General features: G+C 50.4%; 15 protein-coding genes. 13 read left to right on the top strand and 2 right to left on the bottom strand.

Annotated features, from left to right (window positions below):
* Window positions 1–156: 156 nt before the first annotated feature.
* From LZ24_RS05250 to LZ24_RS05220, 7 genes are all read left to right on the top strand, one after another.
* Complete coding sequence (locus LZ24_RS05250) at window positions 157–975, top strand: crotonase/enoyl-CoA hydratase family protein (RefSeq protein WP_144683083.1); 819 nt, start codon at window positions 157–159, stop codon at window positions 973–975.
* 626 nt (window positions 976–1601) lie between these two features.
* The gene (rimO, locus tag LZ24_RS05245; RefSeq protein ID WP_144683081.1) at window positions 1602–2948 is read left to right on the top strand and encodes a 30S ribosomal protein S12 methylthiotransferase RimO; all 1347 of its coding nucleotides are present in this window, start codon (window positions 1602–1604) and stop codon (window positions 2946–2948) included.
* Window positions 2936–3913, top strand: a complete 978-nt coding sequence (locus tag LZ24_RS05240) for a polyprenyl synthetase family protein (protein WP_144683078.1) — start codon at window positions 2936–2938, stop codon at window positions 3911–3913. Before rimO ends, LZ24_RS05240 begins: the two co-directional genes overlap by 13 nt.
* A gap of 87 nt (window positions 3914–4000) precedes the next feature.
* The gene (locus tag LZ24_RS05235; protein ID WP_144683076.1) at window positions 4001–5173 is read left to right on the top strand and encodes a hypothetical protein; all 1173 of its coding nucleotides are present in this window, start codon (window positions 4001–4003) and stop codon (window positions 5171–5173) included.
* A gap of 34 nt (window positions 5174–5207) precedes the next feature.
* The gene (locus tag LZ24_RS05230; RefSeq protein ID WP_246118521.1) at window positions 5208–5678 is read left to right on the top strand and encodes an SH3 domain-containing protein; all 471 of its coding nucleotides are present in this window, start codon (window positions 5208–5210) and stop codon (window positions 5676–5678) included.
* A 35-nt stretch (window positions 5679–5713) separates the two neighbouring features.
* Window positions 5714–6745, top strand: coding sequence for an adenosine kinase (locus LZ24_RS05225; RefSeq protein WP_144683074.1), 1032 nt, complete (start codon window positions 5714–5716; stop codon window positions 6743–6745).
* Between the two features lie 12 nt (window positions 6746–6757).
* Window positions 6758–7426 (top strand): tetratricopeptide repeat protein, encoded by a 669-nt coding sequence (locus tag LZ24_RS05220; protein ID WP_144683072.1) that lies wholly within the window; start codon window positions 6758–6760, stop codon window positions 7424–7426.
* Between the two features lie 516 nt (window positions 7427–7942).
* Here LZ24_RS05220 and LZ24_RS05215 read toward each other — a convergent pair.
* Together LZ24_RS05215 and LZ24_RS05210 are read right to left on the bottom strand one after the other, a co-directional pair.
* On the bottom strand, window positions 7943–9334 hold the full coding sequence (locus LZ24_RS05215) for a sigma-54-dependent transcriptional regulator (RefSeq protein WP_144683071.1): 1392 nt from the start codon (window positions 9332–9334) through the stop codon (window positions 7943–7945).
* A 12-nt stretch (window positions 9335–9346) separates the two neighbouring features.
* Window positions 9347–10813 carry a sensor histidine kinase gene (locus LZ24_RS05210; protein ID WP_144683070.1) on the bottom strand — a complete coding sequence of 489 codons (1467 nt, stop codon included), beginning with the start codon at window positions 10811–10813 and terminating at the stop codon, window positions 9347–9349.
* A 525-nt stretch (window positions 10814–11338) separates the two neighbouring features.
* Between LZ24_RS05210 and pilM the strand changes: the two genes are divergently transcribed.
* The 6 genes from pilM (at window position 11339) to LZ24_RS05180 (ending at window position 19779) form a co-directional block, all read left to right on the top strand.
* Window positions 11339–12394, top strand: coding sequence for a type IV pilus biogenesis protein PilM (pilM, locus tag LZ24_RS05205; protein ID WP_144683068.1), 1056 nt, complete (start codon window positions 11339–11341; stop codon window positions 12392–12394).
* The gene (locus tag LZ24_RS05200; RefSeq protein WP_144683066.1) at window positions 12391–12927 is read left to right on the top strand and encodes a PilN domain-containing protein; all 537 of its coding nucleotides are present in this window, start codon (window positions 12391–12393) and stop codon (window positions 12925–12927) included. The genes pilM and LZ24_RS05200 overlap by 4 nt, the downstream gene beginning before the upstream one ends.
* Window positions 12928–12963: 36 nt before the next feature.
* Window positions 12964–13650, top strand: coding sequence for a type IV pilus inner membrane component PilO (locus LZ24_RS05195; RefSeq protein WP_144683064.1), 687 nt, complete (start codon window positions 12964–12966; stop codon window positions 13648–13650).
* Window positions 13647–14645, top strand: a complete 999-nt coding sequence (locus tag LZ24_RS05190) for a pilus assembly protein PilP (protein ID WP_144683062.1) — start codon at window positions 13647–13649, stop codon at window positions 14643–14645. Before LZ24_RS05195 ends, LZ24_RS05190 begins: the two co-directional genes overlap by 4 nt.
* A 124-nt stretch (window positions 14646–14769) precedes the next feature.
* Window positions 14770–17361: a type IV pilus secretin family protein gene (pilQ, locus tag LZ24_RS05185; RefSeq protein WP_144683060.1), complete on the top strand. Its 2592-nt coding sequence runs from the start codon at window positions 14770–14772 to the stop codon at window positions 17359–17361.
* A gap of 87 nt (window positions 17362–17448) precedes the next feature.
* A complete protein-coding gene (locus tag LZ24_RS05180) occupies window positions 17449–19779 on the top strand; it encodes an Ig-like domain-containing protein (protein ID WP_144683058.1) in 2331 nt (776 codons plus the stop codon).
* The last annotated feature ends 420 nt before the right edge of the window (window positions 19780–20199 follow it).

Here is a 20199-nt window from a genome sequence, read left to right as displayed (position 1 = left end):
TCCGCACAGGGCAAGAAGCTCCCGAATAAGATTGCGTCACGGGCAAATAGCCGGGGCCTGTGCATCTGTCTTGCAGGTATGGTACTTGGAAAACGGTGCTGAATAATTACCAGATCTTAAACCTTTACATTAAAAATAAAGAAAAGAGGATGAGGCATGACGGAGAGCAGCTATTATCTTGTGGAAAAAAAAGGTGAAGTAGCATGGGTGTACCTGAACAGGCCGGAAAAGAAAAATGCCATGCATCTGCCCGCATGGCAGGATGCTCCGGCAGTGTATGCGGATCTGGATGCAGACCCTGATATCCGCGTCATTGTTGTGGCCGCCAAGGGACCTTCCTTCTGTGCGGGTATTGACCTCATGGGAATGGTGGGAGCCATGCCCGAGCTGATGGAAGAGCAGAAGGGCGGCGTGAAGTGGCGCTTTATTCCCAAGATCAAGATGCTGCAGGAAACCATGAGCTGCATAGAAAAATGCCGTAAGCCCGTGATTGCTGCGGTACATGGGCACTGCATCGGTGCCGGGCTTGACATGATCAGCGCCTGCGATATCCGTCTGTGTTCCGCAGATGCTGTTTTCTGTCTCAAGGAGGCTGCCGTGGGATTTGTGGCCGATGTGGGATCTTTGCAGCGGGTTCCCCGCATTGTGGGCGAAGGCATTGCCCGTGAGCTGGCCTTTACGGCAAAGACCATTGATGCCCGCCGTGCAAGGGAAATTCTGCTGGTCAATGAGGTGTATGCGGATCAGGAGAGTCTGATGGCTGCCGCAGAAGCCATGGCCCTTGAAATTGCAGCCAATTCGCCTCTGGCCGTACAGGCATCCAAGGACGTTCTCAATTTTGGTGCAGGCCGCACCGTTGGAGAGGGCCTTGACTATGTGGCTTCCGTGAGTGCCAATATTGTACCCTCCGATGATCTCATGGAGGCCTTTACGGCCTTTGCCGAGCGCAGGGCGCCGAAGTTTACCGGGAAATAATTTTTTTGTAACTTCTGAGTAACTTCAAAAGTTACTTTATGACAAAACGCCGTAACACGGCGTGGGTTGCTGTTCAGCACAGTTTTCCAGGCACCATAACTGCAAGGCAAATGCACAGGCCCCAGGCTATTTGCCCGTGACGCAATCTTATTCGGGAGCTTCTTGCCCTGTGGGGAGGCGGCAAAACCTCCCCGCCACAGGCAGGATAAGCTTTTTGATTACCATGGCAGGCTTAAGTACGCTGCCTTTGTGGCGGCTCAGACAGTTTGCCGCTTCTTTCGCACAGGCCCGCAAAGCTCTGTCCGAAACGATTGCAATGTCACTTGCAAATAGCCACGGAGCCTTGCAGTAGTACGAAGCTGCAGCAACTACAGTATTGGCAGTTCGGAATAAGATATGCTGAATAATTACATTTTTTTTCAGGTAATTATTCAGTAAAAGGGCCTTGGGGCATCCTTTACGGGTGCCCGCGGATAATCGTAAAATCTGGTCATGCTATTTTTTTGACTAAAGGATTGTGGTAATCAGATTTTTTTAAATGATGGATGGTTCATGTTTTTTACTGGGGGCCCGCGCCTGTGTCATGGCGTGGGCATTGAAATTTGCAGGGGGCGGCTGAGTTTTTTATGAAATGTTATATTGAGACCCTGGGCTGTGCCCGGAATCAGGTGGACAGTGAAGTCCTTGCAGGGCATCTGTCTCTGGCCGGTTTCCCCGGTGCAAACCATCCTGAAGATGCGGAAATCATCGTTATCAATACCTGTGGTTTTATACAGGATGCCATTGATGATTCCATTGATACCATTCTGGAGCTGGCCGCATATCGCAGGGAAGGTCCGTGCAGATATCTCATTGTGGCGGGTTGTCTGCCGGAGCGTTTTCAGGAAGACATTCTGGAATCCCTTCCTGAGGTGGATTTTTTTGCAGGCACTGCCGCCTATTTTTCCATTCTCTCCTTTTTGGAAAAGGGAGAAGCCTTTACCCGTGAAAGGGGAAATATCTTCTGTCCGGATCCCGTGAGTGCCCCTTTACAGACCGCAGAGATGGAAAGGCACCGGGCGCAGGTCCATACGGCCTATCTCAAGGTGGCAGAAGGCTGTTCCCGGCACTGCACCTATTGTATCATTCCCATGCTTCGGGGCGTGCAGCGCAGCCGTTCCTTAGAGGATATTGTGGCTGAAGCCCGCAATCTTACGGAAAGCGGGGTTCGGGAGCTGGTGCTGGTGGCCCAGGAAACCACGGACTGGGGCAGGGATCTGGCAGGGGGCCGGACGATCTGTGATCTTGTGCGGGCTGTATGTGATGCGGTGGGGGATGGGGTATGGGTTCGTCTTCTCTACGGACACCCGGAAAGTTTAAGCGATGATCTTCTGGATCTCATGGCGGAAAAAAAGAATTTCTGCTCTTATCTGGATCTGCCGGTGCAGCATGCCTCGGATACGGTGCTGAGGCGCATGGGAAGGCATTATACCCGCAGGGATCTCCATTCTCTTTTTTCCCGTATACGGGAAAAGGTGGAGGATGTGGTTCTGCGCACCACGCTGATTACGGGTTTTCCCGGTGAAAGCGAAGAAGATTTTCAGGAGCTGCTTGCGTTTGTAAGAACCATGCGTTTTGATCATCTGGGGGTTTTTACCTATTCGGATATGGAAGACCTGCCTTCCCATCATTTGAAAAATCATGTCCCGCCGGAGCTTGCCGCCGCACGCAGGGATGCCGTGATGGAGGTACAGGCGCGTATTTCATGGGAAAAAAACAGGCAGAGGCTTGGGAAAAGATACCCTGTACTGATAGAAAAGCTTTCCGAAGGGGAGCTGGCTGAGGGAAGGACGCCTTTTCAGGCACCGGAGGTGGATGGTATCACCTATGTGGACGGCAGCGGGTTTCAGGTGGGGGATGTGGTGCTCCTTGAGATCACCGATGCCTTTGATTATGATCTTGCGGGAAATGTGGTGGACGGATGGGAAGTCTGAAGGAAAAAATAGTCGGAGCCGTGGCCGCAGACCTTGCAGCCATAGAAAAAAGGCTGGAAGCCAATCTTAGGCCGGAGCTGGATCTGGTCCGGGATATTGCGGGGCATATTCTTTTTTCCGGGGGCAAGCGGCTGCGCCCTCTGCTTTGTCTGCTCATGCACAGGGCTTTTGGGGGAAGCCATGATCTTGTACTGGACGTGGCAGGTATTTTTGAGTTTCTCCATGCGGCCACCCTGATCCATGACGATGTGGTGGACGGGGCTGTGCTGAGGCGGGGGAAATCTGCGGCCCATACCCTTTTCGGGCCTGCGGAGTCGGTATTGACGGGGGATTTTCTTCTGGCCCGCTCCCTGAATCTTGCGGCGGCTACGGCAAATCCTGAAATCATATCCGTCATTGCCCGGATCACGGAGCAGATGGCTCAGGGGGAAATTGAGCAGCTACGGAACAGGGGCAATCTGGATCTCACGGAAGCGGCCTATGACCGGGTGATTGAGCGTAAAACCGCCGTGCTTATTGAAGGTGCCTGTAAGACGGGTGCGCTTCTGGCGGGTGTTGGCAGAGAAGATGCGGATGCGGCGGCCCTTTATGGCCGGGAGCTGGGCATGGCCTTTCAGATGGCAGACGATCTTCTGGATTATACGGAGGATGAAAAGGGTTTAGGCAAGCTTCCGGGGGCGGATCTTCGGGAAGGTAAGGCCACTTTGCCCCTGATATGTGCCCTGCGCTCTGCCGATGCAGAGACCGTCGCTTTTATAAGAAACATGGCAGGCACAGAATTTGTGGCGCAGGATTTTGACTTTGTGAAAAGGGCCGTGGAAAAAGCCGGAGGCATGGAGCAGACCCGGCAGAGGGCCATGGATCATGTGGCTGCTGCCAAAAAAGCCATAGGACCACTGCCTGACGGTGCGAATAAGGATCTGCTGGAAATGCTGGCGGAATATGCCCTTGTACGCAAACAGTAATTTTCGGGGTTGGATCCTGTGCGGGTGCGTTTTTGAGCGGACGCATTCAATCGTGGAAACATCCTTGCTGACTGACAGGAAATAAAAATGACCAGAATGATGCTGCTTGGTATTCTGATTCTTCTCTGCCTTCAGACCGCATGGGCAAATGGAAGGGAGGGCTTTCTTGTTATGGATACCGTGGCTGTGCAGGGTGTGGATGCCCGGGAGGCAAGGAGCCGTGCGGAAAGGGCGGTGCTTGGCCGGGCTGTGGAACGTTTTATTCTGGAGAGTCTCCCTGAGGCCCGCATGGCATCAGCCTTAAGGATGCTCAGCCCTTTACTGGAAGAAAATCCTAAGAATTATATCAGGGATTTCAGAATCCTTGCCACCATGGAGGAAAAGGGAAATTATCGTATGGTGGCCAGGGTTTCGCCGGATGCGGAAGCCATCAAGGGCCGTATGAAGGAGCTGGGAATGGATTTTTCAAGGCTTCCGGCCCTTTTATTCATGGTATCAGAACAGGGACTTGGGGATGCGGCTCCCCTGAGATGGTGGGTGCCGGGTGCGGATATGACCTTTTTTGGCGGTCGCAGTACCGAAGCCATGGTATCGGTGATGGGGGAGGCCGGCTTTGATCTGGTTGTTCCCGATGGCAGGAATCTTTCTGCTGCAGGCGAGGAGATGGGGACCGTGCTGGATATGCGGGAGGCAGGGCGGATTGGGAATCTTTTCAATGCTCCCGTGGTCATGGCCGGAAGGGTCCGGGTGATGCCGGGGGGGAATGTGCTGGGAGACCGGAAGCAGTCTTTCCGTGCGGATGTGCTCCTTCTTGCTCTGGATACGGACACCGGTGATGTGCTGGCTCAGGTGGAGGAGTCCCTTGTGGTGGTCAGTGAGACGGCTGCAGCGGGAGAAAGGGAAGCCCTGTTTGAGGCCGGAAGAAGGGCTGCGTCCCGGATTGTGCCGGATCTGCAGGCGGCATGGATGCGTAAGACTGAAAAAGATGCCCGGGTGCGGGAAATCCGTATGGATATCACCGGAGAGAATTACCTGACCCGTTTTACCCATTTCCGAAGGGTTCTGGGTGAGATTGAAGGCTTTGTTTCCCTTGAAAGACGGGAAATAACCGGGCAGGGTATGGATGTCCGTGTCCGGTACCGGGGAACGGCAGGAGAGCTTGCTGCTCTTCTGATGACAAAACATTATGATCGTTTCGGTGTGCAAATCTCCGATGTGGAGGAGGACAGGATGCGTGTGACGCTGGTTTCTTCGCCTTGAAAGTTTTTTTATTTTTAAAGGAAGGAGGCATGTTTTGGCACAGACGGCAAAAAAACAGCGGAGTTCCGGATGGATGCTGGCAGGTTTTGCAGCAGTTCTTTTCTGGGTGCTGATGAGTTCTGCCGCTGCTGCGGCAGAACGTCTTACGGTGGAAAGACCGACTCTGAATGTACGATCGGGGCCGGGAACACAGTACAGTGTGCTCTGGCAGGCGGAAGCCAACTATCCCATTGAAGTCCTTGAAAGAAAGGACGGGTGGGTCCGTTTCAGGGATTTTGAAGGGTATGAGGGATGGGTATCCGGGCGGCTGGTGGGTCGTACGCCTTCTGTGGTGGTGAAAAATCCCAGGGCCAATGTGCGTTCCGGGCCGGGGACCAATCATTCCATTGTATTTACCGTTGAAAAGGGAGTGCCTTTCCGTGTGCTGGGTCGTCAGGGGGACTGGATTCAGATCCGGCATGCGGATGGGGATGAAGGCTGGATTCATGGGAATCTTGTCTGGTAATGGGGGATTGTTTTTTTTAATGAAAGGCAGGGAACATGGATCTGAGAGGCCGCATAAGGGCCAGGGGTAAAAAGGTGCTGGGGGTTGGCTCGGCCCTCACGGATATTCTGGTGCAGACTTCCGATGAGATTTTGTACGGTATCAGTGATATAAAGGGCGGGATGACCCTTGTGGCATCGGAGTTTCTGGACGGGTGTCTGGAAAAGGTTCCGCAGGATAAGGAAATTGTGCCCGGAGGTGCTGCCTGTAATGCCATTCAGGGTCTTGCACGGCTGGGGGGCGATGCCGTTTTTATGGGAAAACGGGGGATGGACGCTACGGGTGAGGCCTTTGAATCTTCCCTGAGGATTTCGGGGGTGCTGCCTGTTCTCTCCACGTCGGCAACCCCGTCGGGCCGCGTCCTTTCCATCATCACCCCCGATGCCCAGCGTTCCATGTTCACCTTTCTGGGAGCCTCTTCGGAGCTGACGCCTGCGGATCTTTCCGAAGAGTTTTTTTCCATGGCGGCTGTTGTATTTATGGAAGGCTATCTTTTTTTCAACCCGGAGCTGGGGCTTGCCGTGCTGGAGAAGGCAAGGAAGGCGGGTGCTGTGACAGCCATGGATCTGGCCAGTTTTACCGTGGTTGAGGCTGCGCCGGAACTCCTGCACAGGGTTATTCCGGAATATGTGGATATTCTCATTGCCAATGAGGATGAGGCAAAGGCCTATACGGGGCATTCGGATCCTGATAAGGCACTGGAAGCCATGGCATCGGAGGTGGGCCTTGCGGTGCTGAAGCTGGGCAGTGAAGGGAGCCGTATCCGTATGGGCCATGAAAGCTGGGTCATTGATGCCTGTGCAGGGCAAGGGGTAAGGGATACGACAGGAGCCGGAGATCTTTGGGCGGCAGGCTTTTTGCATGGACTCGTTGAGGACTGGCCCATGGAGCGTTGCGGTAATCTGGCATCCGCCTGTGGGTATGAAGTCTGTTGTGTGGTGGGGGCGCAGATTCCGGAGGCCGGATGGTCACGGATCGCATCCCGTTTCTTATCCCCCGGGGACAGCCTGTCCCCTTCCGGTTCCTGAGGAGAAAAGTTGATGGAAGAGAAAAACAGCAATGTACCGAAAATACCCATTGATATGATTCAGGATGATCCCATGGCCCGTTTTTTTACCCGTGTCTGGGATTTCTGTTATGTGCATAAACGGCTGCTGGTAACGGCAGGGCTTGCACTGGTTTTAACCCTGTCTGCAGGCCTTGGCTACTGGGGCTGGAAGGTGAGTGCGGAAAGGGATGCTTCCGCAAGGCTGGGGATTGTTCTCCAGACCGCAGAACTGACAGAAAATGGCAGTTCGCCTGCCCTGATTCAGGAAATAAGAAATATCCGGGAATCCCGGCCTTCTACCCTTGCCGGACGCATTGCCCATATTTATGAGGGCCGTATGCTTTTTGATGGCGGTGATGCGGCCGCAGCTTTGGATGCCTATAATCTGGCTTTTTCTGTACTCGGAAAAGACAGAATTCTGGGGCGCCTTGTGGTATGGGAACGGGCCCATGTGCATCTTCATCTGGGGGATAAGGTTTCTGCCCTTGCCGACTTCAAAAGCGTTTCTTCGGAAAAGGATTTCTTTTTGCAGGAATCGGCCCTTTTCCACGTAGCCCGTCTGGAGGCCGAACTGGGTGCCATGGATAAAAGCCGGGCAGCATTTGAGCGTATGCTGGATCAGTACCCGGATTCCCCCTACAGAGAGACCCGGCTTTTTTAAGGGTTTGAATTTTTTATGCTATGAATTGCCTGCATGCAGCTTCCGGGAGCCCTTGCACCTTGCCAGAAGCTGCATTGTTTGTGTTGAAATGATGTTTTTTGGGGTATGGGGCATATCTGATTTGCAGAAAAAGAAAACGGACCGGGGTCAGTCGGTCCGTTTTTCCTGGAGAATGGCTGTTTGTTGTGTTTTTATAAAGCAAGAGCCGTGCCATATTTTGTGGCTCGGCTTTTTTGTTGTTTGTTCAGGTGTTTATGGTTTTGGGTTTGTTTTTGGGGTAGAGGCCCTGGATCCAAAAGGTTCATAAAGATTAACTTTATATTTTGCCTGTCGGGACATTGTCAGTGTATGGTTTTGATATTTATGCTTTTTTGCAGGTTCATTTTTTTGAACCTTCCTGGGGCATTGTATGCATGTGGAAATCCGGAGTGGATACCGTTTGTGGAAAATAAGCGGAACAGGCCTTCAGGTCTGTCCCATTAAAATGTCTGCTTGCGCCATGCTCTGACAACAGCCTTATTCCGTACCTTCGGCTCTGGTCAGATCAATCTTGTACTTTTTTATTTTCTGGTGCAGCCCGCTTTTGGTGATACCCAGACGGGCCGCCGCATGGGCCTGAATGTGGGAGGCGGCTTTCAGGGCCCGCTCGATCAGTTCCTTTTCTACATGGGCAAGGGTTTCGCTGAGGGTGCCTTCCTGAAGCACAAGGGACATGCCGGGCTGGCCGCTGCTGGATTCACGGATCTCTGCCGGGAGATCTTCCGGCTGGATCTGGGGACCTGCAGACAGCAGCACGGCCCTTTCCATGACGTTTTCCAGCTGTCGCACATTTCCGGGCCAGGGGTAGGCAAGAAGCTGTTTCCCGCAGTCCGGGCTGATACCGGAAAGGGGCTGGCTGTCTGTACGCTGGCTGGAAAATTTCTGCAAAAAGGCCTGGGCCAGCAGAAGAATGTCGTTATCCCTTTCCCGAAGTGGCGGGATCTGAAGGTGGACAACGTTGAGGCGATAATAGAGGTCTTCCCTGAAAACCCCTTTAATAACTTCGTTTTTAAGGGTTTTATTGGTTGCTGCCATCAGGCGGAAGTCCACGGCAATGGCTTTGCTGCCGCCAACCCTTTCTATGATTTTTTCCTGGAGAACGCGGAGGAGTTTCACCTGCATCTGCGGACTGATTTCACCTATTTCATCGAGAAAGAGGGTGCCTCCATGGGCCAGTTCAAAGCGTCCTTTTCTCATGGCTGCGGCTCCGGTGAAGGCACCCTTTTCATGGCCGAAAAGCTCGGATTCCAGAAGATTTTCCGCAAGAGCCGAGCAGTTGACCGCCACAAAGGGCTGGTCTTTTCTGGGGCTGTTGAAGTGCAGCGCCCTTGCGACCAGTTCTTTTCCTGTACCGGATTCTCCCTCAATGAGTATGGTTGCCGTTGAGGGGGCTACTTTCCGGATGGTGGCGTAGATTTTCTGCATGGCTTCGCTTTTACCAATGAGCTTTGAAAAGGAGAAGCGGTCTGCCACCATATCCCTCAGTCTGCGGTTTTCCAGCACCACCCGGTAGAGATCCATGGCCTTGGATACATGCTGTTTCAGGGTCTTGTTTTCAAAGGGTTTGAGAATATAGGTGTAGGCACCCAGCTGCATGGCTTCCACAGCCTTTTCCACGGTTCCGTGGGCTGTCATCATAATGACGGGCAGGTCCGGCTGTTTTTCTTTTATGGCGCGGAGCAGGGAAATTCCGTCCATGCCCGGCATCCGCATATCCGTCAGGACAAGGTCCACTCCGGATTCTCCCAGAAGACCGAGAGCCTCCTCCCCTGAGTTTGCCCTGAGGGTTTCATAGCCTTCTTCTTCAAGGATGGCGCTTAGGATGAGGGGGTAGTTTTTTTCATCGTCCACAATGAGAACGGTTTCCATGCTGTGTTCCTCTCAGGCGGTTTCTGCGGATTCTGTTGATGGAAGGGATATTTTGACCCGGACGCCGCCTTCCTGCCGGTTGCTGATTTCCATTTTTCCGCCGTGGGCTGCAATGATTTTTTCCACAATACCCAGCCCAAGGCCGGTTCCTTTTTCCTTTGTAGTGAAAAATGGTTCCCTGATTTTGTCAAGAATATGCTCCTGAATCCCCGGTCCCCTGTCTTCAAAGAGAATATGTATGCTGCCGGGGCCGTTCAGGATGGAGATATTTATTTTGCCGCCATCGGGCATGGCCTGCATGGCATTGAGGATCAAGTTTAGGAAGGCCTGGTAGAGCATGTCCGGATCTGCAATGATGCCGGGTACTTTAGGAGCACAGTAAATGTGAAGGTCAAAGTGGCCGTATTTTAGTTCGTTGCTTAAAAAAAGTTTGTTTTTATTTAGGATATCAAAGACGTTGCAAGGCCCCGGAGACATGCTTCTTGGCCGGGCGTAGGTCAGAAAATCCGTAATGATGGCATTCATACGTGTGGATTCTTCAACAATGATGTCTGCAATGGTGTTGCCGGGCTCCAGCCGGTTCATTTTTGTCTGCAGCAGTTCCGCAGAACTCCGGATGATGCCAAGGGGATTTCTGATTTCATGGGAGATGGCCGCTGTCATTTCACCAAGGGCTGAAAGGTGGCGGTTCCGGTTGACTTCTTCCTTCAGCCGGAGCTGCTCTTCGTTTCTTTCTTCGAGGATGCGTTCTCCATGTTTGACAATGCTTCTGAGGATTAGAAAAAGAAAGCCCATGACAAGGGAACTTGTCATAATGACAAGCAGTTGCAAGCGGAAAATTTTTTTGTAGTCTTCAGAGACATTCTGTACAATTTCAACAACGCCTATGATTGGGCCGGAAAGGGAGGATGTGGTATCTTCCATGCGGAGGGGGGCAAAGGTGGTTATCCGTGTGACCCTCGGAATGCGGAAAAGCATTTCCCACTGGTTGCCAATCTGTATAAAGGATGTGGTGGATTCTCCCTGCATGGCTTTTTCATATCCGGCACCGCCTAGGTTTTTTTCTCCTATGATTTCAGTGTTAAAGCTGTAGGATATGACATTGTCCAAATCATAGATGTTAACCATGTCTGCCTGAAAGCTGTGCAGCGTGTTCCGGACCACATTGTCCATGCGCTGGAACTGTTCCGGATCCTTGAGCTGGATCTGGCCGAACTGAAAGTAAACGGGAATAAGAAACTGCATGAAAATCTGATGGTTGAGGTTTTCTATCAGGAGATTTCCATATTCTTCGCTTTTTTCAATCAAAAGGTTGCGTACCAGATGGGTGTGCAGGGTGGAAAGAATGATGGCACCGCTGAACATGAGAATAAGACTGCTCAGGGTAAAATATTTTACAAGGGTAAAGGATTGCCGCGGGGACGTTTTTTTCAGGGAAGAAGGCGGTTCCGGAGCGGAAATGAGTTTAAAGCTGTTCATGCATTCCTGTTTTGGTATGGGGTTGAGGCTACGGATGGTACTTAGGAAAGTGTAAAAGATTTTTGAGGGAAGCTCAAGGAGTGATTTTGGCATATTTTGTCAAAAAAATACAAAATATGTCAGTTGTGAATGGGGCGGGGCCTGGAATGATGGAAAGGATAGGGCTGGTTTGTCCGCCAACCCTTATGATCCAAAGGATTTGAAGAAATTATTATGGGCATGTTTTTTGATGTGGTCCGAAATTTGCTCCAAAATAACCTGTTCGACTGTGAGGTTGTTCTGTCTTTTCATCCTGTCGGATTTTGGCTGTGCATGAAAAAAGACGTGAAAAACATAAAAAATATTGACTTAAACGTTGTTTTGTCTGAAAAATACAGAACAATCATTGTTGCTGTTCGTATATCCGGGTTCAGTCGGCAGGTTTCTCCGTAGTTGTCAAAGGCCTTGTATCTGAAGGTTTTTCCCTGAGTACAGGACCTGAACATTGAAATTATTCTGTAAAAAATTCGGATAAGAAAGGCTGCCATGCTGTTTTCAAAGACAAATCATCTTGTGGGGCTGGATATTGGTTCCTCCATGGTCAAGGCCGCAGAAATTCTTGACTCCAAAAAGGGGCGAATCCTGAAACGTTTTGGGACCATGGATTTAAAAGCCGGGGCCATTGAAGATGGCCTTATCCGGGATCCTGAATATGTGGCTGGTGTGATCCGGGAGCTTTTTTCCCTTTACGGCATCCGTAATGATAAGGTTGCCCTTTCCATTGGCGGGTATTCTGCCATTGTGAAAAAGATTACCATGCCTGCCATGGAGGAAGAGGCGCTGCAGAAAAGTATCCTTGTGGAGGCTGAGCAGTATATTCCCTTTGACATCAAGGATATCCGTATGGATTTTCAGGTGATGGGTCCCAGTTCCCAGAATCCTGAGCATCTGAATATTCTGCTTGTGGCTGCAAAAAAAGAGCTTGTGAACCAGTATGTGGAGGTTGCTGAGCTTGCCGGGCTGACTCCCTGTGTTGTGGATGTGGATGCTCTGGCGGTTCAGAATGTTTATGAAGCTGTCCATGGGATCACTTCGGAAGAGGTGGTCCTTTTGAATGTGGGCGCCGCTAAAATGTCCCTGAATATAATCAAGGACGGGGACTCTGTTTTTATGCGGGATGTTTCCCTGGGCTGCAGGCAGATTAATTCGAGAATCCGGGCCTTTACGGGGTGCAGTGAAGAGGATGCCGAGGCTTTGAAGCTTGCTTCGGGCGGAGAGAAAATGCCCGAGGATGAGTATCTGGGTGCTGTAGGGCAGGTGGTCGGTCAATGGTGTACGGAAATTGGAAGGGCCCTGGATTTCTTTTATTCAACCTATCCGGGGGAACGGGTGGAAAAGATGGTGCTTTCCGGTGGTGGGGGGTATCTGGAAACCTTTGTGGATGCACTCTCCGTGCAGAGCGGAGCTGAGGTCTTGCTGCTGGACCCCTTTGGAGCTGTGCAGGTGGATTCTGGCAAGTTGGATGCTGAGACTTTGCGTAAAATGGCTCCGCAGGCGGCCGTTGTCATGGGGCTGGCCCTGAGAAAGGTGGAAGACAAATGATAAAAATTAATCTTCTCCCCTTCAGAACCGCAAGAAAAAAAGAGAACATCCGCAGGCAGGTTTCAATTTTTATGCTTTCTCTGGTGCTGGTTTTTCTTGTGATGGGCGTTGTCTATAAACGTATGGATACCCAGGTGAAAGAGGGGCGTGACAACCTTGCAAGGCTTCAGACAGAGGCAAGGAATCTCGAAAATCAGGCAAGAGAGGTGGGGGTGATCCGTCGGGAGCTTGAGCTTCTGGAGCAGAAGCTGGGTGTCCTTGAATCTCTGGAAACAGGCCGACGGGGATCCGTGGAAATTTTTGAGGCACTGACGGAAGCGGTGGTACCCCAGCGGATGTGGCTGTTGAATTTTAAGGAAGATGGAGGGAGTGTCCGCATGGCAGGTCTGGCGCTGGATGATACGACCGTTGCGGATTTTATGACCAATCTTGAAAAAAGTGGTTTTTTCTCATCGGTAAGCCTTGAAAGTGTCAGGCAGCAGATGCAGGGAAATATTGCCCTGCGGTCTTTTTCTCTGGTGTGTCAGAAATGAGGAACTATGCGCCCATAATCAAAAAGGTAAACAGCCATGACAGATGATCAGAATCAAAAAAAAGAGGGACGTCTGAATGAACAGGTACAAGCCCTGTCTGCTCAACTGGAACCTCTTATGGCAAAGATCAATGCCCTGACCCGTCCCCAGCGTATTCTGGTGGTTGCCATCACCATCACCCTGCTTTGCGGAGGCTTTTTTTATTTTATCTATCTTCCTAAAGTGCAGGAGCTTACAAAAATAGCTGAGGATACCCGCAGGGTGGAGGGCCGTATCCAGAAGGCAAGGACGGATCTGCGTCAGCTTAAACCCCTGCAGGAAGAAAAGGCAGAAAAGGAGCTGGCCTTTAAGGAAGCCATGCGGGCACTTCCGGAAAGGCGTGAAATTCCTCTCTTTCTGGCCACTATCTCTGCTTCCGGCAGGGATGCGGGCCTTGAGTTTTTATTGTTCAAACCGGAGTCTGAGGTTCGTAGGGAGTTTTATGCGGAAATTCCGGTATCCGTTGAAATGGTCGGTGGGTTCCATGAAACGGTGACTTTCCTTGATATTCTGGCCCGTATGCCCAGGGTGGTGAATGTACGGGGGATAGATCTGCAGAGTCAGGCTGACAGGGACAGGGGGCAGCTTATTCGTACCCGCTGCCAGATCGTGACCTATCGTTTTGTCGAACCGGAACCGGGACCTGAATCGGGGCAGCCCGCACAGGGAGGTCGCAGAAGATGATGAAAAAGCTTAAAAGATCATATTTTTTCCGGGCTGGAAGACTGGGACTTCTTACTGTACTTCTGGCACTGCCCTTGGGGTGCGGACAGGAAGCTCCGCCACCCCCTGCACCTGAAAAGGCTGAGGTTCTCAGAAGAACGATTATTTTTCATGAAGATGAAAAAGATATCGGACCTGAAGGTGCTTTATACGGGGAGAAAGATCCGGTGGCGCTTTCTGTCTCAGAGGCGGATAATATCGCAGATGGAGAAATAAAAATACAGGCTCCGCTGGAAGAAGCCCATGAAACGAAGATAACTTCCCTGACGCCGGAGTCAGAAGCATTGATTTTGCCAGATGTTTCTGAAAAAGATCTGTCCAAAAAATCTTCTGAACCTGAAAAGGATCCGGATACTTTAGCTCTTTTTGATAAAAAAGCGGTGCAGGAGAAGGATGTCCCCAGCCCTGTAAAAGATACGGTAGTCCCTTCCGTGGATGATGAAAAAATAATTAATGAAGCTGTGGAAACCATGGAAAAGACTGCGACATTGATAAAAAAAGAGATGGATTCATCTGGAACTTCAGAAGAAGGTGTTTCGGTAGAAGAAATTTCAGGCGAGAAGATACTGCTTTCAGCTCCCGAACGGCTTGTCTATAACCCCGAAGGCCGCATTGATCCTTTCAGGCCCCTTATTCAGGAAAGGCCAAGGGTGGAGCAGCGGCGAGAAGAAAGGCCTGAAAGGCGTGTCCCCCAGACTCCCCTTGAGAAGGTGGATTTAAGCCAGCTGAAGCTTGTTGGCATCGTCCGTTCTCCCATGGGGCCCCGGGCCCTGGTGGAAGAATCCACAGGCCGGGGGTATGTGGTAACGGAAGGAACCTATATGGGACTGCACGGAGGAAGGGTGACGGCCATAGAGAGGGAGAGACTTGTGGTTACGGAAATTGTGGAAAATCTTGCCGGAGAATTCCGGGAGGAAAAACGTGAAATGAGACTCCAGAAGCCAAGCGGAGAATAGATAATTCAGGGGGTGTGCGGTGAAAATATTTAAAAAATGGCAGGTGGCGGGGATTCTCTTGGCTGGTTTGCTTGTGGCCTGTACGCCCAGGTCGGGTGCAGAAAAAGAGATTAGCCAGGGGAAAATGGATGCTGTTCAAAACCGGATAGAAAAAATTTATCTGGATGTTCAGGATGAAAAAACCGTTCTTTTTGTACAGTCCAAAGGGCATCTTGCCTATACGGCAGTCAAAGAGCAGGATCCGCCCGGAGTGCGGCTGTATTTTCCGGATACCCTTCTGGCCTCCGATGCTTTGCCCGTAAAAGGTTCCGCCGGGTCTGTCTTGTCTGTCTCAGCTGAAAGTATATCAGAGACAGAAGTACGACTGTCAATGATTCTGGCGGAAGATATGCCCTATGAGGTTAAATCCCAAGGGGATGCGGGTATACGCATTGCCGTAGGCGGGGTTTCTGCGGGTCAGATTAATTATGGAGCTGGTAGCCAGGGGCATATTCGGGGGGAAAAAGAAAAAGATGATCTGGTCGAAATATCTGGACTCTCCGATGCGGGAAATACTTCTCCCCGCCTTTTGGAAGTGAAGTCTGAAATAAATGATGAGGGTGTACGGGTTGGTATTATGGCCAGCCGTTCTCTTAAAGATGTGCATGTGTTTGCCTTGGAAAATCCACCAAGAATTGTTTTGGATATTGCAGGACTTGTTTCTCCATTTAAGGGGGAGCAGCGTTTTGGTGTGGACAGCCCCCATGTCCGTTCCGTTCGCCACTATGCTTATCCGGATAAGGTTCGGGTGGTGCTGGATACGGATGCGCAGGGAGTAAAAGCATTTGAAGGGAGGTCCGTTGCGGAAGGATATGAAATCTTTGTTGCAAAGGCTCCGGCTTCTTTAAAGACTGCGCAGGTAAAAAAAGAAGAGGATAAATCTCCTGTAATTTCAGAAAAGCCTGCGGTCATAAAAAACCTGGGTTTTACATCGCTACCGGAAGGACGGTCACAGCTTTTTATTGAAACGGACAGGCCAGTTGCCCATGATGTAATTACTGAAAGCAAAAACCGCATCAGGCTTTCACTCCAAAACACAGCATTCTCGGAACGTTATAAACGTCATTTGATGACAACTCGCTTTGAAAGTGCGCTGGATCAGATAACCCCAAAAAAGGGATCTTCCGGTGAAACATTGCTGTTGATTGATATGCGCGAGCCAGTTGCTTATGTTGTTAATCCTCAGGGGAATCGTCTGGAAGTCCGTTTTGAAGCCAGTTCCATAGGTCCGAGGCCCATTGAAGGGGCTTTTAAGCATGGAGAAGCAGAGTTTGCCGGAGTTGCTGTTGCACAGACGGTGAATATGCAGCCAGGCAATCGCAATGATGTGCCCGCCTCCGTCCCTGCTCCTTTATCCCCTTTGACGGAACAGGCAGAGCTGGTGGAAGAAAAGGTACTTGCAGGGAATAAAGGTCATGCTCCCTCTGCCGCTGTGTTTACGGGAACTCCCATCTCCATAGATTTTTTTGATACAGATATAAGAAATGTTTTCCGTATTCTTCAGCATATCAGTGGCAAAAACTTTGCCATAGACAAGGATGTTTCAGGCAGGGTGACCATGAGCCTTGAGCATCCGGTTCCATGGGACCAGATTATGGATCTGGTTCTGCGTATGAACGGACTGGGTATGGTAGAGGAGGGTAATATTATCCGTATTGCCACCATGACAACCCTGCGCAGGGAGGAGAGCCTCAGGCAGGAGGTTCTCAGGGCAAGGCAGGAAAATGAGCAGAGGGAAAGTGATCTGGCTCCCCTTATGACGGAATATATTCTTATCAATTATTCCAATGTTTCTTCCGAGATTATCCCCCATGTCCAGAATGTTCTTACGGAAAGGGGGCGGGTCAGTGCAGACAACCGTAACAATCAGTTGATCATAAGGGATACGGCGGAGGCCATTGCCAGTGCAAAAACGATTATTGAAAGAATTGACAAGATTACACCCCAGGTGGTGATAGAAGCACGGATTGTGGAGGCGAGCGAAAGCTTTGGAAGAACCCTTGGAGCCGAATGGCGAGGAAGCAGTCGTGGTGCTGATGGCAGCCCTTATGCGACAATTAACAGAAGTGATCTTGGTGGCAAGTATGGATACAATTTTTCTCTGAATACGCCCAAGGGAGAAGGGGCTATCGGTCTTCATTTTGCCCGTATAGCAGGTACACAGCTTGCCCTGAATGCCCAGCTAAACCTGAGTGAAACAAGGGGAGAAACAAAGATTGTAGCATCTCCAAGAATTGTTACCCTTGATAACAAAACAGCAACCATAACTCAGGGTGTGGAAATCCCCTATCAGACCCGTGATGGGGATGGCAATACGCTGACTGCCTTTAAAAGTGTCGATCTTACCTTGAATGTAACCCCACACGTTACCGCAGACAATCGTGTTTCCATGGAAGTCAGTATTAATAAAAACGATTTACATCAGATGACCTCAGAAGGTCCTTCCATGCGCACAAAATCCGTGAATACGGAGCTTCTGGTCAATGACGGAGACACCATTGTCATCGGCGGCGTTGTAACTTCTGATCTGGTTATAAACAGAAATGAGATTCCATTTTTAGGGAGAATACCCGCATTGGGCTGGCTTTTTAAAAGCCATAACAGAACGGAACAGAAAACAGAGCTTCTCATATTTCTTACCCCCAGAATCGTGCAGCTCGAAAATCCGGTTCTTTAGGGTAGGCCTCAGGTATTGATGGGTAATATAGGAAATATTTCTCTGGGTGACAGGGACTGTAAAATTTTTTGAAAGGATGGCATGAACATGATGGCAAAATGCTTCAGGCTTCTGGGTATGGCTGTATTGATAGCGCTGCTCTGCCTGCCTCTGGCCGGGTGCGGGGATGATGGTGATGGATCTGCTGTCAGGCCTGGTCCGGAAGATCCCGATGCACCCATAGACACTGTACTTGCATCCTTGAAACTGGATGCAATGGGAGCTGTTGTTGTTGGTGAGCAACGGGCCGTTGTCGTAAGAGCGTATAGCAACTCTGACAGGCCAATTGGAAAGGTGCCTGTTGCGTTTTCCACTAATTTTGGCTCTTTTTCCAAAGATGATCCGGATGTAAAAACAGGGGAAGCCGTGACAGATCATCTAGGTGTTGCCAGGATTATGTTAACGGCCCCAGAGCAGGTTGGTGAAGCAAGAATTTCTGTTACTTCGGCAGGTATTTCCGGTGAAGGAGAGCTTCGGGTTATCGCTGGAGACCCTGACAGAGATTTTTCCCGGATTGTTGTTGATCCTGCCAGTCTGCCGGCAGATGGCAAGTCAGAAGGTCGTGTGACCGTTGTTCTTGCAGATAAGTTCGGTAACCCTGTTCAGGATGGAACCCGGGTTGAGCTTTATATGTCCTCAGGGGATCTTTTAACCCCAACGGGTGGTATTGCAGGGCCGGGCTATACCCAGGAAACGGTCTCGGGGCGCACGGTTTTCAGAGTTCAGGCTGCGGACAGCCCCGGGTTTGCGGAACTGATGCTTACAAACTACAGGGATATTGATAAGGCGGAGCTGATTTTTGGCTCCTTGGGCTCGGGAGAGCCCTCCAGTATCCGTTATGGCCTGTCTTTGGATGAGATTGCCGTTACAGGGGTTGGGCAGGTAGATAATACAGGGGTCAACCTTCGGATTATTGATGAGGCGGGTAGTCCAGCAGGCACCCCCGATGGACACAGGTTAAGGGCATCCTTTCTTGCAAGGCCCAATGGCGGGGAATTTTTAAGTACCATCATATCGACCCCCACGGGAAAAGAGATGATTGACAGTCGCGCGAATGGTTTTATTGAGTTCACCAGCGATAAAAATGGTGCTGCAACCATTAATCTCAGGTCAGGTACCCGTTCCGGAATTGTGGAAATACTGATTGAGGCGCTGGATGCTACTTATAGGGTCAAGACCGTAGTAAGGGTTTCCATTGCTTCGGGGCCACCGCACAGCATTACCCTGAGCGCTCCTTTTCTGGATGCCATAGAGGATCTTAAAACGGGTTTCTATAGCAAAAAGGGTTCTCTCATGGTGAATGATCGTTATGGAAATCCGGTTCCTGACGGCACGGTAATTAATATCGGTGTGCTTGATACTGTCATATCAAGGGGGGCCAAGGGGAAAATAACAGAGGGAAGCAGGGACTTCTCGGTTTCTGACGTCAATCCTTCCGTAGATCTGCGTACGGATTATGTGGTACGGAATAACTACAGGCGCTATATAGAAGATGGTGACAGGGTCATCATAGCCAATGCCCCGGCAGAGGACAAGGTTCGTACCGTAAGAACCGTTTTAGATTCGCAACGTCTTGAAACAACAGAGGCTTATAAACATACGGCACCTACTGCGGATCCCCTGGAGGTTCCCTTCATAGAAGAACCTGAATATGTCATTGGTGCCAGCACCATGGCCATTGTCGAAGGTTTGATGGCGGATGGTACCTATACCAAAGGGACGGTGGTGACAAATCGCGGCAGGGGCGAGATCCGTCTGGTATATCCCGCCAATTCGGGTACCATTCAAATTGGCCATCAGCATCGTCATTGGGGCCGATTTAATATTGATGAGACACCACATTCTACTACGCCCTATGCAGGGGAGCTACTTCCCCATGGTGTTGACCTCCGTTATGACGAGAACCTTACGCGGCATATGGATTATGTGAGTACTGGGAGGACTGTGGATAACAGAAAAGCATCCACCATGGTCTACTTTGTTGCGAGCAGCAGTGACAATAAAGCAACCCTTGTGGCTGATTCTCCCATGCGCTTTAATTCTATTGCCCCCTGGACCATTGGAGCAAGGCCGGATAAGTTTAGCAGTGCTGAAAGTGTTGATATGGATGTAACTCTAACGGTCAGGGACGGTGGGGATAAAATCCTGCTGCCCTATGTTTATGTTTTTCCTACAGTGGAAATAAATGGAGCGGTGAATGTATGGGCGACCCCTTGCATAACAGATGCAAGTGGAACTTGTAATTCAACGATCCGGGTGATTGTGCCTGCTGGTATTGTTGTGAACAGAGCCCATACGGCTACGATTACCTATGAAACTCATCAGGGTTATCAGACAGAAAAAACCTCAGTAACTTACACATTTCCGAGGCAGGATTAAAAGATATCTGAGTATGCCTGTTTCCGGGTGATTGGTTGAAGGAAAGAGAAGGGGAACCCATTTGTTGGGTTCCCCTTTTCAGATTTAAGTTTGGCAGAGACCTGAAGCCCTAAAGCCATTCCATCCATGTCCGTATCAAAGGTAATCTTTGTTTGTTCTTTTTTTGAATGTATCTGATCATATGATGCATGTCGGTCTGAAGAGTTTGATTAATATGCTTTCAACCCTATTCGCTTGCTATTGCCTGTATATTTCCTTTTATTTTAAGTTTTTAGCTACCATTTTTTCTTCTTGTGTCTCCACTTCTTTTCTCTCTGGCACACATCCTGCTGAAGGCCCTGTTCCGGTTCCCTAAGAACAGGGAGACCCCTTTATTTTTACCCATCCTTCCGCAACATTCGGGCCTTACAATTTTTTAAA

The sequence above is a fragment of the Desulfobotulus alkaliphilus genome, assembly GCF_007830435.1.
Classification (GTDB): Bacteria; Desulfobacterota; Desulfobacteria; order Desulfobacterales; family ASO4-4; genus Desulfobotulus; species Desulfobotulus alkaliphilus.
The sequence above is the reverse complement of the archived record's forward strand: the minus strand, read 5'-3'. Positions and strand labels throughout refer to the sequence as shown.